Genomic DNA, 11214 nt, shown 5'->3' with positions numbered 1-11214 from the left:
AACCTGCCCCCGTCGCCGCCCCCTTCCTGCCATCGGCACCGGCCGGGGCTATCCGCATCCGCCGCTGGACCCGCTACCACGCCACCGTCGAGACCGCCTCGGGGTCGTGGTCGTGGACCGTCCCGGCCGACGACGGCAAGTACCGGAGCCGCGAGGCCTGGTGGACGCTTGACAGCGATGGGGCTCCCAGAGAGGCCGATAGGGCCCTTGCCGACGCTGCCCGCCTGGAACTCGATATCGCCTTCAACGGGGGGCGCCGCATCGTCGCCGGCACTTCCGGCCGTCGACCCGCTTCGAGCCGCTCCACGAGCTCCCAGGCGCGTCGGGTACCGCTCGCTCCCCATGCCAAGCCCGCCGTCGCAGCCGAGTGGGACAACAACTATTGGCGTGCATCGAGGGGCGGCTGACCGCTCTTGTTGCTCTCGGGGCGTCACGCTACATTCTGCATAGGCGTGGTTCCGATCCGCTAGAATGCTCCACATTCGGCAAGGCCGTCCCAGGGCGAACCAGGGGCGGCCTTCGCATGTCAGGGGTCGTGACGCTGACCGGGACACGGCCTCCCCGGCATCGTCCCGGGCATGGCACGCAAGCAGAACTCCTCCAGCTTCGACACGCGATCCTTCGACGGCGTGGAGATGACCACCGACCTCGGGGCCTCCATCGAGGCCTGGAAGGAAAGGTTCGTCTCGACGGTCGGGATGGCCAAGTACCGGCGCGCATTCGGCTGGGCGGTGGACGAGACCGCCAAGGCCGCGACCATCGGGATCCGCGCCAAGTTCGACAAGCACCTCAAGCGGCAGGCCCCGTGGACGAAGAGCGCGGTCGCCTACAAGCGCCTGTCCAAGTCCGACCTGAACGGCTTGGAGAACGGGGCGCGCGACGTCGAGGACGTCTACGCCCAGGTCTTCGTGAAGGCCAAGCAGTCGACCTACCTGAAATACATGTTCGGCATGGGGAACAACGTCCGCACCCCTGGCGACGTCGGCCTCGCGCAGGACCACATCCTGCTTCCGTGGTGGGACAACATCACCCTGACGCAGGGCGTCAGGCCCACGGCCGGCGGCGGCGTCCCCGTCTCGCTCCTCGCCCAGCTCCACCGCGAGATGCAGGCCGGCAAGGCGACCAAGGGCAAGGGCCGGTCCTCGTCGCGGTGGGGGGTCTACTACGGGCCCGTGACCGTCCATGGGCAGTCGCACATGGCCTACGTCGCCCGGCCGCCACGGGTGCCGGTGACCGAGCACGACGTGCTCCACCGGGGCGCCAAGGCCCTCGACGCCGTCATCGTCCGGCGCAACGGCGACATCGCCCGCGTGGGTCGCAAGATGCGCGACAGCGACCACCCCCGCATCCTGTTCCTCGCCGTGGACCGCGCGACCTACCAGCCGAAGCTCCAGGCGCCGTGGGACGAGGCATGCCGCGAGGCGGCCGCGCGGATCCCGGACATCATGGCCGCGCAGCTGAAGGACAACATCGACCACCGGCGCCTGAGCGAGCTCCGGAACTGAAAAGTTCCCTGCCGTGGGGACCGGGCTCCCCATGACCTCGTCCCGGGCGCCTATCCGAATACCCCGTCGCGGGGGGAGTCTGTGTGGGTCAACACCGGGAACCCCACCGTGAACCCATCCCCTGCGAGCGCCCCTGACGGGGGCGGCACCGTCCGCGTCGTGGTCGATCCCCAGCGCGCCAACCCGGGCGGGATCCGGGCCCGGGCCACGGACCATGCCGTCCGCCGGTACGCCGAGCGCGCCCTCGGGATCGCGGTCGACGGCGAGGACGCGGCGGCCCTGGCCACCCTGAGGGCCCGTGGCGTGAACGTCGGCGCCATTCGCCGGCGCATCAGCATCCAGGGCGGCCTCGGGGTCGCCAACGGTGCGCACAGCGTCATCGCCGACGGCCTGCGCCTGGTCATCGCGGACGGAGCTGTCGTCACCGTCCTCGCCCGCAAGATCCGCCCCGATTTCGAGGCCGCCGGGGAGGTCTCGCCGGTCCCGCCCCGTCGCCCGCGCTCCGTGCTCGATAGGGACTACGCCGACCATGACTGACACCGCCCCCGCCGCCACCTTCACCTTCGACGCCTGCGCCGATGCGGACGCCTGCAAGGCCGCCATGCGGCCCCTGCTCGCAGCCGGGATGGACTGGTCCGAGGTCCACTGCGGCCGCTGCGGCTGCCAGGGCGTCGTCCGGCACGCCGATCTCGATGTCCCCGGGACGGCCGCACCCACGGTCACCGAGCCCGCCCCGTCCGAGCCCGAGGACGCCGGGGACGCCGACCGGGTCCCCGCTTCTCCCAAGGGGGGCAGGTCGTGACCCTGATCCAGCCTACGCCGCACCGCCACGTCAACCGCGAGCTCGAATGGGCCTGCGCCCTGGTCCTGCTGGCATGGGGCACGGCCCTGCTGATGCCGGGTCACACCTTCTCCAGGCCGACCTTCGTCGGCTTCGCCGCGGTGGCGACCGAGACGACCTGGGGCATGGGCACGGTGTTCGTGGCCTTGCTCCGTATGCTGGCTCTCTGGATCAACGGGAACTGGCACCGGTCGCCGATCCTCCGGTTCCTGACCGCCCTGTGCGGTGCCTCGCTCTGGTCCTTCATGGCCTGGTCGTTCTCGCGCGACGGGTTCGAAGGGACCAACACCGGCGAGGCCGTCTGCCTCGCCCTTTGCGCGCTCGACATCTTCTCGGCCCTTCGCTCGGCCCGTGACCAGGGCCGCAACGACCGCCGCGCCTCCATCGCCCGGAGGGGCGCCTAATGTTTGAAGACGCGTACGCCACCCTCGTCTCCATCCCTGCCGACGCCCTGAAGGCGGTCGGGGGCATCATCGGCACCGCGAGCGCCGCGGGGGCCGTCTACGTCTGGGGCAGGCTGCGGACGCCCCGGCACCCGTCCGACGCCCCTTCCGCCCGCATCTCGCTCTCCCCCGAGGACCGCGACCTCGGCTTCACGATCGTCCGCACCGGAACGGACCTCACCCGGGCCCTGAACCAGCACGGCGAGCTGCTGCTGCGCACCCTCGGCGGCGGGCCGCCCTCGCCGCCCGCTCCCCCGCTGCCGCCCCGCAGCACCCGTACCCGGAGGCCCGCGCCATGAGGCTCGTCGACAACTGGCGGCGGGTCGTCCGCAACGCCTGGAGCCTCAGGCTCTCGATTCTCGCCACCGTGCTCTCGGGCGCCGAGATCGTCGTCCAGGTCTTCCTGTCCGACCCGCCGATCCCGAAGGGCATCTTCGCCGTCCTGGCGATGCTCGTCACCATCGCGAGCGGCGTCGCCCGCCTGTTCGCGCAGCCCTCGGTCTCCGGGAGTGCCGACGCATGATGTGGTTCCGCAAGCCCGTGCCCGCCGTGCCCGTCCCCGCCCCCGTCGCGCCCCGGCCGACGGGCCCGAAGCTCGGGTCCCGGCTCAAGCGGTCCGTCGCGGTGGCCACGCTCTGCACCGGCCTCGTCGGCGGGTTCGAGGGCCTCCGCACCACGGCCTACCCGGACCCGGCGACGGGCCCCGAGCCGTGGACCGCATGCTTCGGCGAGACCGACGGCATCAGGCGCGGCGACACGTTCACGATCGCCGAGTGCAAGGCGATGCTCGCCCGCAGCCTGGAGAAGTACGCCCTGAAGCTGGAGGCCTGCGTCACCCGGCCGATGGCCGACGAGACCTACGCCGCCTTCCTGAGCCTCTCCTACAACATCGGCTCGGTCGGCTTCTGCAAGAGCTCCATCGCCAGGCTCTGGAACGCCGGCGAGACCCGCGCCGCCTGCGACGCGATGCTGAAGTTCAACCGCGCCGTCGGCGTCACGACGCCGGGCCTGACCCGGCGCCGGACGCAGGAACGCGCCCTCTGCCTCAAGGGAATCTGACCATGTCGATCCTCGAAACTCTCTGCATCGCGCTGCTCGTGTTCTCCGCCTTCTGCGCCCTCGTCGAGGCCGTGAAGGATATCCTCGTCGCCCGGGCGCCGCCGCCGGCCTGCCCGTGCCGCGACCTCCACTCCCTGACCCTCACCCCGGGTTCGGTGTTCGAGCTCCCGCCCGGGACGCGGTTGACCACCTTCTCGACCGAGGGCGCCGAGGACGTTGCGCGCGCCTTCAAGCGAGCCGCGGGCGAGGTGCACTGACCATGCTCGACCTGGCGCTCGCGCTCGTCTGGACGCCGATCGGCATCGCGGCCCTGGTCGCGCTGGCGGCCGCCGTCGCCGCCTTCCTCTACCTCCCGCGACTGGCCGTCCCCTTCCTGGCGCTCGCCGTCGTCCTCGCCGGGGCTGCCTACGTGTCCCGGATTTCGGACGAGCTCGGTTCCACCCGGCGCGAGCGGGACGAGGCCAAGGCCGACGCGGCCGGCAAGGCCCGTGCGATCGCCGAGCTGGAGGCCATGTCCCGGATTTCGGACAAGCGCGCCCGCGCCGCCCGCGAGACCCACCGCCGGATCCAGGCCGCACCCGCCTCCGACGACGGCCCCGTCGCCTCGGTCCTCCGCGACGTCCTGGAGGGCCGCCGGTGACCCGCATCGCCATCCTTGCCGCGGTCGCCCTCGGGCTCGCCGGGTGCCAGACCGTCACCAGCCCGACCGTGCCGGCATCGCTGCTGACGTGCGCCGGCGAGCCCGCCTGGCGCCGGGGCGGGACCCAGCGGGACGTAGCCGGCTACGTGTCCGACCTGCGCGACGCCCGGGCCGACTGCGCCGATCGCCTCGGGGCCGTCGGTCGAATCGTGGCCCCCGCGCCATGATGTCGATCGCGCTCGTCGCCCTGGCGTGCCACGTGCCGGCGCCGCCCGCGGACAGGTCCCTCGATGGCGTCGTCGCCGTCCTCCGGGGCGAGGCCCTCGCACCGGCGCCGACCCGTGCCGACGTGGCCGCCGCGATCGATGCCGTCACCCCGCCGCGCCGGAGATCCCGCCCGTGACGCCCGAGATCGCCGCGGTCATCGAGGCCGCCCGCGCCTTGGTCCAGGGCCGTCGCAGGTTCCTCGGCCTGCCCGCAGACCGGGTCCTGCCTGGTTCGTGGGAGGCGCGCCTGGAGAAGGCGGTCGCCGCCATCGCGGCCGCCGAGCCTGAAGGGGACCGATCATGACGCCCGCCGACCAGAGCTATCTTCTGACGATCGCCGCCCTGCTCCGCGCAGGCCTCCTGGCCGACGGGATCCCGCCTTACGTCGGGACAGGTTGGACCCGTGCGCGCTGACCCGCCTCGCAGGCCCTTCCACGAGGAGGACTGGGAGTCCAAGCTCCGGCCGAAGCCCACGGCCGCCAGGGTCATCGCGACCCTGGCCAGCGGCGGCGACGATGCCGCCGCTGAGCGATGGGGCGGCCGGCGCGCGAGCGAACTGATTCGCGCCGCGACGAGGCGGCCCCGCTTCGGAGCGAGCCCTAGTCCGAGGGGATAACGGGCTCGACCTGTGGCTCGCTGAAATGCCGCGTCACGCTCTGTATCGAGTAGTCACTTGACGCCTCGAAGGTCACGCCCATTCGCCGGTAGGCAGTTATGACTGCAAACAGGCTTGACCTGGTGCACTTGCGCGCTTCGACTGAAATAAGGGTCTTCGCGGATATTCCGGCCTGAATCGAGATTTGCTCCTGGTTCATCCCGATTATTGCGCGGGCACATCGCAGCTGATGCGAAGTTGGGTTCGTCTCGTTGCTTGAGAGCTCAACTACATTTGTCACGGACGTGCTCCTGCAGAATGGATCGGGGCCGAATTCAGGCACCATTGCCCTACCGGCACTCCGTACCATTTACAGATTCACTGGCGTGGGTCTACCCTACGCAGGCCTCGATTCGCGAGCCACCTGCTGCAGCGTTGGAGCGCTGCGGCAGGTGTAGGCAGACACCGGAGACACCCGATGACCACGCCGTCCAGTGATACTAGCATGAGGGCGCTGCTGATGCGCCCCCACGCGGAGCTCTCGTCCACGGATACGGACCTGCTCAAGAGCCTGCTCGTCACCGCCGCCCAGGCGGTCGAGGAGGCCGAGATGCACGAGCGCGTCTCCGCCACGGCCGCCTCCGATCCGATGCTGGCGAAGGCGATCCTGCTCAACGAGATCGAGGGGACGAGCGTCCACGACGCCCACTACCCCATGGCCCGCAAGCGGATCGCCGACCAGCTCGACGTGATGATCGCTGCCGAGCAGGATGCCTCCGTCCTCGCTCGGCGCCTCGTCGAGGCCCGCGACGCGTTCCGCCGGTCGCCCGGATCGTACCTCCCCGGCTCGGCGCCGGCCGAGGGCGTCTCCTTCCTCAACAGGGCGCACGACATGGACGGGTGGATCCTCGTCGATGGCATGACGTGCCCCTGGGTCTTCGCCAGCGCCGGCGTCGGCCGGATGACCGTGTTCGAGGTCAGCCAGTACCTCGCTGCCGCCCCCGGGATCGAGCGGGCCTACGTCGTCGGGTCGCACATCAAGGAAGGCGTGGTGCTCCCGGACAACATCCGGTTCGTCGAGCTCCCCATCGACGCCGTCGCCCTCAACGCCGGGATGCGCGCGTGAACATCGCTCTCGCCCACAGCCAGATCCCCACCGCGCCCGCGGATCTCCAGCGCACCGACAATGCCTTCTCGTTCGACTTCGACGGCGAGCGGATCAACGGCTTGCTGATCGATGACGGCGGCTGGCTCGATGCCAGCGACGTCGCGACCGCCCTCGGCTACCGCAAGGCGACCGACTTCACGCGGACCCTCGACGAGGATGAGAAGGGTACGCACAGTGTGCGTACCCCTGGCGGCATCCAGGCGAAGCTGCACGTCTCGGAGGCCGGCCTGTACAAGGGTATCCTTCAGCGGCGCGCGACCAAGGCGCTGCCGGCCGCGACGATGGCGCGGATCCAACGGTTCCAACGTCGGGTCTTCCACGAGGTCCTGCCCGAGATCCAGCGCACGGGCAGCTACGCACCCGTCGCCGTCCGCGCCGACTTCGATCCCGTGCTCACCCCGATGCTGGAGGCGCTAAAGGACCCGTCGATGATGGTCGCCCTCGTCGCCCATCATGCCTCGGCGAGGTTGGCCGAGGAGCAGGCGCACGCCTTGACGCGCATCAGCCGGGACGAGCACGCCCACGGCCGACAGGTGGTGACGGCCGCCCTCGCGGAACTCCACGTCCGCGTCGATGCGGACCGGCCCAAGGTGCTCGCGCACGAGAGGCTCGCGATGGCGGCCGGCGATCGGTCGCTGTCCGACGCGGCGGTCGAGATCGGCGTCGACCGGATCCGGATCGTCGACAACCTGCTGGCCCTCGGATTCCTCGTCCGCGGCGCGGACCGGCGCGTCAGGTGTTCCCGCAATGGCCGGCTGTCCGGCCTGGTGCGCCCGAGCGTCGAGCCGGTCGAGGGCGACGACGGACGGGAGATCCTGCGCGGCGAGGTCCGGGTGACCGCCACTGGTTTCGCTGCCCTCGCCGAGCACTTCTGCCGGGGGGCGCAGGCCACGAGCCAGGACGTCATCCCCGGCCTGTAGGCCTCGGAATCCGCGAAGGGGGCCGGATCGCTCCGGCCCCTTTTTCGTGCCCGGACGCCCGTGCATCGAAAATGTCCCCAACCCCCGTTCGGTATCCTTAGGGGCATCGTCCGACTTGCCGGCGGTACCGGACACCATCGTGGAGCAGGCCTCCGCCGGGCAGGACCACGAGCTCAAGGTCCACAGATGAGACGCTAGCCCCATTTGCGTAGCAGGTGCGAGACGTAAGGCGTCCGCCGGCGAGCCGAGCCTTGCGGCACTCCAGGGAGTCGATGCCCACCGTCCCGCCGACGTCGACGATGATGGGCATGATGTCCCTCCCGATGGGGCAGTAGAACCCGGCCGGCGGGAGCGGGTCCGCAGCGGCAGGCGTGGCCAGCATCAGGGCGATCAAGAAGCGGGTCATCGCGGAAGCTCCCGGTTCTCGCGCTTGGCGTGATGGTCGCAGCAGGTCTTGGCCCACCCGCCCGGTCGGACGGTCCCAGGCGCCCCGCAGTATTCGCAGACGAATGCCGACAAGTGCTCGATGCCGTCGACGATGGTTCGGACCTCTTCCCTCTGACCGACCCGACACTTGCTTCCGAGCCCGTAATACCATCTGATTTGGGCGAACTTCTCCTTGGTCTGGAGCGTCTTGAAACCCGGGGGCTTGGTCTCCCCAATGAGCTCCGCGGCCCCTTCCCAGAGCCACCGCCACCCGCCCCACGATGCGGGACCGCCGTCCTCGAACACCCCGGGATGGCGTAAGGCCAGCGTCTCTCTCCAGTCCTTGGAGACGACGGCGCGGCCCTCGCGCCACCGGCAGGCCATGACCCGGGCCAGGACGCGGCACAGGTCCTGCGCAGCGGGTGGGCCGAGCGTGCGGCCGTCGTCGAACCGCGGCGCCGGCGAGCCGCCCGTCCACTGGACGAGGGGACCGTGGGGGGATGGGATGACGCCTGTCACCGTGATGGGGACGTGCCCGTCTTGCTGCTCGCAGGACATGTTCGCGATGGTGGTGAACTCTTCGACGATCATGATGATGCTCTCCTGATGCCTGGGATGGACGGGGGGCCGCGCGCCGATTTCACGCGCGGACCTCCTTCCGATCGTCCGGATTCGCAGGGAGCACGTCAGCGAGGCGCAGGACGAGCTGGCTCAGCATCCGGGCCTCCTCGGGCTTGTAGACACCAAGCGAATAGGCGCGGTTCGCGAGGTTGAGGACGCTGAGGCCCGAGACCTCGATCTCGCCCCTAAGATCGCCATGCTCGCGCCGAGCGCGCAGGTCGCGGATCGCGACGTCGATGACAAAGAGGGAGGCGCGCTTCTGCTGTGCGTTCGACATGGGTGTTCTCCTTCGGGGGGGCTTAGTGGCGACGGGCGAGGGTCTCGCGGGAGTCGAGCAAGGCGGTCACGGCGCGGCGGAGCGGGCGGAGCGAGCCGCCCTTCCAGACGCGGGCGACGAGGGCGAGCTCCTCGGCATCCAGATCAGGCATCCAGGCCGCGTCGAGGCCGCGCTCCTCGCGGATCTCACCGACGAGGTTTGCCGCCGCGACGGCGAGGTCCTGCGCCCGGGGAAGGCCGACGTGGATCACGCGGAACCGGTCCAGCAAGGCCGAGGGGATCCCATCGGTCGAGTTGGCCGTGGCCAGGTATTGAACCGCCGACAAATTTACTTCGGCCTCTAAATAGGGGTCTAGGTAAGCACGACTTCCAGCAGGTTCTAGCATTGCTATTAGCGTATCCGTAAGCTTTCCATTGTCAGATCTCGTGCCTGACTTGTCGGCCTCGTCGATGATGATCACCGGGTTCGCCACCTTGAACCTTGCCATCGTCTGAAAGGAAAAATTTACTCTCCCAGTAGACCACTGGCGCGAAGTGCCTCCGTACGATGAGTCTGAGACACCAGCCGCATTGTGGACAACGCAAGGTATCCCGCAGGTTTCGCATAGGAACCGGAAGTAGCTGGTCTTGCCTGATCCTGGCGGGGATACCGCGAGCGTGTTCCTGAACTTCGCGAACTTCCCGTGCGACAGGTCTCGCAGCAGGACCGCTGTCAGGTCGGCGTACCAGGGGAACCGCGCGTCGATCGCCTTGCGTGCGGCGGCGACGTCGATCCCGTGGACGAGCGGCAGCGCCACCCCTGCCATGTATCCCCACTCCCCGCGGGGCGTGGACGCTCGCGAAGTCCGCGACGAGCCCGATGCCTCCGACCCCGGCAGATGATCGAGCGCGCCCTTGGCCAGCGCGACGAGCGTCGGGGCGACCGATGGTGCGGGCCGGCGGATCTCGTCCGGCCAGACGATGCCCGCCAGCTCCGCCGAGATCTCCGGCGTCTCCGGGGCCCAGACGCCGGCGCCGCCACGGAGGATGCCCTCCTCGTCGGCGATCATCTGGACGCCGCCGCTGACGGCCGCCATGGACTGCGCCAGCCGGTGGGCCATCTCATCGAAGGCCGCGAGCCGGGGCCGACGCGGCTCCGTGATGTATCCTGTCTCGGCGAGCTCCACCTGGGAGTCCGCCGCCGACGCCAGCGCCGACGTAAGGAAGAGCCAGATCTTCGCGGGCGAGCCATGCGGCATCGCGGCGTAGGCACGGTGGAGAGAGAGCGCGCAGGCGGCCGCGTTGGCCTTGGCGGACCCGAGGGCGCCGAGGTTGAATTCGAGCTCGTCGGCCAGAACCTGCGCAGCCGACGATGTGACCTCGGGCGTCCGCTTGCCGTCGGCCAGCCCGCGCAGCGCGGCCTGGGCCCGCTGGAGCCTGGCGATCGTCGTGTCCGCGATCGCCCGCTGCAGGACGTCGCGGATCCTGATTGGCAGGTCCGTGTGCTCCAGCATGCCGGTGATCCGCAGGCGGGCGTCCTGCCGGGCGCACCAGCCCACGAACTCGCCGCCGGCGGCCAACTTGGAAAGATCGACGGGGCGGCTGGGCTCGCGCGGGCCGGTCATGAACGTGGGGTCGAGGAGGATGCCACGGGCATTCGCGGCGGCCAGATCGCTGGCCTTCTTGTCGTCGTCGCTGGACATCGGATTCTCGCTTGAAACGGGGGGCGCATGAGCGGTCCCGAGCCGGTGGCTCAGGGTGGCTAGGCGGCTTTCCGTTTCGAGCGGGACTGGGTCACGGCGGCAGTTCCTTCTGTTCCGACGACGGCGGTTATGCCTTCAGTTCCGTCGAACGGCAAGCCTCGTGTGAGGCGTTAACGCCTGTTAAGTAAAGGTATCCACAACGCGAATACTCAAATGAGCTTGAAGACCTCGTCGACCTTTGCGTCGTCTTTCTCTTTCATGAGGTCATTCAGCGTCGGCATGCCCCGGTTGTAGACGGTCAGGCGCATGTCCAGCCCCAGGACGTGGAGCACGCGCAGGACGCGGTGCAGGCTTGGCTCGTAGACGTCGCCCCGCTCGAAGCGCGAGACCCACTCGACGGACACGTCTGCCTTCGCGGCGAGGGCTCGCTGGGAGAGCCGGCGATGCTTGCGGGCGATGGCGACTTGGCCGCCGAGCGTGAAGATGTCCATGGGCGGACCTTAACGCGATCGCATGAAAGGCACGATGCGCGCGCTCTCACGACTCAGCCCGCTGCGATAATCGGAGCGAACCCGCAAGAGGCGTTTTGAGCGAATCGGCACCGTTGGTACGCTCGATCCAGGGACACGCTGGAACGGGGCGGAACACGGTGAAATCGACGATCTCGCAGGGCGGCATCACCGCCCCCAACCCCTTTGCGGGGATCGACCCAACGCTCCGGGCCCGCTTCCGCGCGCGGTTCCCCAGCGCCGCGCACTTCGCCCCCGTCCCC

The 11214-nt window shown here is 69.7% G+C and carries 19 protein-coding genes; 15 read left to right on the top strand and 4 right to left on the bottom strand.

The window, feature by feature from the left end:
• The 15 genes from J7U37_RS24255 to J7U37_RS24185 all read left to right on the top strand — a co-directional run.
• On the top strand, nucleotides 1–407 hold a 407-nt coding region (locus J7U37_RS24255), incomplete at its 5' end, for a hypothetical protein (RefSeq protein WP_247637398.1).
• A gap of 171 nt (nucleotides 408–578) precedes the next feature.
• Nucleotides 579–1505: a hypothetical protein gene (locus J7U37_RS24250; protein WP_247637397.1), complete on the top strand. Its 927-nt coding sequence runs from the start codon at nucleotides 579–581 to the stop codon at nucleotides 1503–1505.
• A gap of 108 nt (nucleotides 1506–1613) precedes the next feature.
• Nucleotides 1614–2042 carry a hypothetical protein gene (locus J7U37_RS24245; RefSeq protein ID WP_247637396.1) on the top strand — a complete coding sequence of 143 codons (429 nt, stop codon included), beginning with the start codon at nucleotides 1614–1616 and terminating at the stop codon, nucleotides 2040–2042.
• Nucleotides 2035–2307, top strand: coding sequence for a hypothetical protein (locus tag J7U37_RS24240; RefSeq protein WP_247637395.1), 273 nt, complete (start codon nucleotides 2035–2037; stop codon nucleotides 2305–2307). The genes J7U37_RS24245 and J7U37_RS24240 overlap by 8 nt, the downstream gene beginning before the upstream one ends.
• Nucleotides 2304–2750: a hypothetical protein gene (locus tag J7U37_RS24235; protein WP_247637394.1), complete on the top strand. Its 447-nt coding sequence runs from the start codon at nucleotides 2304–2306 to the stop codon at nucleotides 2748–2750. The genes J7U37_RS24240 and J7U37_RS24235 overlap by 4 nt, the downstream gene beginning before the upstream one ends.
• Entirely contained in the window at nucleotides 2750–3088 is a 339-nt protein-coding gene (locus J7U37_RS24230) for a hypothetical protein (RefSeq protein WP_247637393.1), read from the top strand. The genes J7U37_RS24235 and J7U37_RS24230 overlap by 1 nt, the downstream gene beginning before the upstream one ends.
• Nucleotides 3085–3312 carry a hypothetical protein gene (locus J7U37_RS24225; RefSeq protein WP_247637392.1) on the top strand — a complete coding sequence of 76 codons (228 nt, stop codon included), beginning with the start codon at nucleotides 3085–3087 and terminating at the stop codon, nucleotides 3310–3312. The genes J7U37_RS24230 and J7U37_RS24225 overlap by 4 nt, the downstream gene beginning before the upstream one ends.
• Complete coding sequence (locus J7U37_RS24220) at nucleotides 3309–3848, top strand: lysozyme (protein ID WP_247637391.1); 540 nt, start codon at nucleotides 3309–3311, stop codon at nucleotides 3846–3848. The genes J7U37_RS24225 and J7U37_RS24220 overlap by 4 nt, the downstream gene beginning before the upstream one ends.
• A 2-nt stretch (nucleotides 3849–3850) precedes the next feature.
• Nucleotides 3851–4105 carry a hypothetical protein gene (locus J7U37_RS24215; protein WP_247637390.1) on the top strand — a complete coding sequence of 85 codons (255 nt, stop codon included), beginning with the start codon at nucleotides 3851–3853 and terminating at the stop codon, nucleotides 4103–4105.
• A 2-nt stretch (nucleotides 4106–4107) separates the two neighbouring features.
• Nucleotides 4108–4488 carry a hypothetical protein gene (locus tag J7U37_RS24210; RefSeq protein ID WP_247637389.1) on the top strand — a complete coding sequence of 127 codons (381 nt, stop codon included), beginning with the start codon at nucleotides 4108–4110 and terminating at the stop codon, nucleotides 4486–4488.
• Nucleotides 4485–4715, top strand: a complete 231-nt coding sequence (locus tag J7U37_RS24205) for a hypothetical protein (protein WP_247637388.1) — start codon at nucleotides 4485–4487, stop codon at nucleotides 4713–4715. Before J7U37_RS24210 ends, J7U37_RS24205 begins: the two co-directional genes overlap by 4 nt.
• Complete coding sequence (locus tag J7U37_RS24200) at nucleotides 4712–4891, top strand: hypothetical protein (RefSeq protein ID WP_247637387.1); 180 nt, start codon at nucleotides 4712–4714, stop codon at nucleotides 4889–4891. Before J7U37_RS24205 ends, J7U37_RS24200 begins: the two co-directional genes overlap by 4 nt.
• Entirely contained in the window at nucleotides 4888–5058 is a 171-nt protein-coding gene (locus J7U37_RS24195) for a hypothetical protein (RefSeq protein WP_247637386.1), read from the top strand. The genes J7U37_RS24200 and J7U37_RS24195 overlap by 4 nt, the downstream gene beginning before the upstream one ends.
• A 796-nt stretch (nucleotides 5059–5854) precedes the next feature.
• Nucleotides 5855–6475: a hypothetical protein gene (locus tag J7U37_RS24190; protein WP_247637385.1), complete on the top strand. Its 621-nt coding sequence runs from the start codon at nucleotides 5855–5857 to the stop codon at nucleotides 6473–6475.
• The gene (locus tag J7U37_RS24185) at nucleotides 6472–7437 is read left to right on the top strand and encodes a BRO family protein (RefSeq protein ID WP_247637384.1); all 966 of its coding nucleotides are present in this window, start codon (nucleotides 6472–6474) and stop codon (nucleotides 7435–7437) included. The genes J7U37_RS24190 and J7U37_RS24185 overlap by 4 nt, the downstream gene beginning before the upstream one ends.
• A 402-nt stretch (nucleotides 7438–7839) precedes the next feature.
• Here the strand turns inward: J7U37_RS24185 and J7U37_RS24180 are convergent, their stop codons facing one another.
• The 4 genes from J7U37_RS24180 to J7U37_RS24165 all read right to left on the bottom strand — a co-directional run bounded on the left by J7U37_RS24180 (nucleotide 7840) and on the right by J7U37_RS24165 (nucleotide 10933).
• Nucleotides 7840–8454 carry a hypothetical protein gene (locus J7U37_RS24180; protein ID WP_247637383.1) on the bottom strand — a complete coding sequence of 205 codons (615 nt, stop codon included), beginning with the start codon at nucleotides 8452–8454 and terminating at the stop codon, nucleotides 7840–7842.
• A 49-nt stretch (nucleotides 8455–8503) separates the two neighbouring features.
• On the bottom strand, nucleotides 8504–8761 hold the full coding sequence (locus tag J7U37_RS24175; RefSeq protein WP_247637382.1) for a hypothetical protein: 258 nt from the start codon (nucleotides 8759–8761) through the stop codon (nucleotides 8504–8506).
• A 22-nt stretch (nucleotides 8762–8783) separates the two neighbouring features.
• A complete protein-coding gene (locus J7U37_RS24170) occupies nucleotides 8784–10442 on the bottom strand; it encodes an AAA family ATPase (protein ID WP_247637381.1) in 1659 nt (552 codons plus the stop codon).
• A 209-nt stretch (nucleotides 10443–10651) separates the two neighbouring features.
• Nucleotides 10652–10933 carry a helix-turn-helix transcriptional regulator gene (locus J7U37_RS24165; RefSeq protein WP_247637380.1) on the bottom strand — a complete coding sequence of 94 codons (282 nt, stop codon included), beginning with the start codon at nucleotides 10931–10933 and terminating at the stop codon, nucleotides 10652–10654.
• Between the last annotated feature and the right edge of the window lie 281 nt (nucleotides 10934–11214).

This window comes from Methylobacterium sp. 37f, from assembly GCF_023093475.1.
Classification (GTDB): Bacteria; Pseudomonadota; Alphaproteobacteria; order Rhizobiales; family Beijerinckiaceae; genus Methylobacterium.
Note: the sequence above shows the minus strand (reverse complement) of the source record. Positions and strands in the feature narration are given on the sequence as shown.

Coding starts and splice junctions, on each gene's coding strand:
- J7U37_RS24250 (WP_247637397.1), top strand. CDS start 579: ATGGCACGCAAGCAGAACTCCTCCAGCTTCGACACGCGATCCTTCGAC.
- J7U37_RS24240 (WP_247637395.1), top strand. CDS start 2,035: ATGACTGACACCGCCCCCGCCGCCACCTTCACCTTCGACGCCTGCGCC.
- J7U37_RS24230 (WP_247637393.1), top strand. CDS start 2,750: ATGTTTGAAGACGCGTACGCCACCCTCGTCTCCATCCCTGCCGACGCC.
- J7U37_RS24225 (WP_247637392.1), top strand. CDS start 3,085: ATGAGGCTCGTCGACAACTGGCGGCGGGTCGTCCGCAACGCCTGGAGC.
- J7U37_RS24220 (WP_247637391.1), top strand. CDS start 3,309: ATGATGTGGTTCCGCAAGCCCGTGCCCGCCGTGCCCGTCCCCGCCCCC.
- J7U37_RS24215 (WP_247637390.1), top strand. CDS start 3,851: ATGTCGATCCTCGAAACTCTCTGCATCGCGCTGCTCGTGTTCTCCGCC.
- J7U37_RS24210 (WP_247637389.1), top strand. CDS start 4,108: ATGCTCGACCTGGCGCTCGCGCTCGTCTGGACGCCGATCGGCATCGCG.
- J7U37_RS24200 (WP_247637387.1), top strand. CDS start 4,712: ATGATGTCGATCGCGCTCGTCGCCCTGGCGTGCCACGTGCCGGCGCCG.
- J7U37_RS24190 (WP_247637385.1), top strand. CDS start 5,855: ATGAGGGCGCTGCTGATGCGCCCCCACGCGGAGCTCTCGTCCACGGAT.
- J7U37_RS24180 (WP_247637383.1), bottom strand. CDS start 8,454: ATGATCGTCGAAGAGTTCACCACCATCGCGAACATGTCCTGCGAGCAG.
- J7U37_RS24175 (WP_247637382.1), bottom strand. CDS start 8,761: ATGTCGAACGCACAGCAGAAGCGCGCCTCCCTCTTTGTCATCGACGTC.
- J7U37_RS24170 (WP_247637381.1), bottom strand. CDS start 10,442: ATGTCCAGCGACGACGACAAGAAGGCCAGCGATCTGGCCGCCGCGAAT.
- J7U37_RS24165 (WP_247637380.1), bottom strand. CDS start 10,933: ATGGACATCTTCACGCTCGGCGGCCAAGTCGCCATCGCCCGCAAGCAT.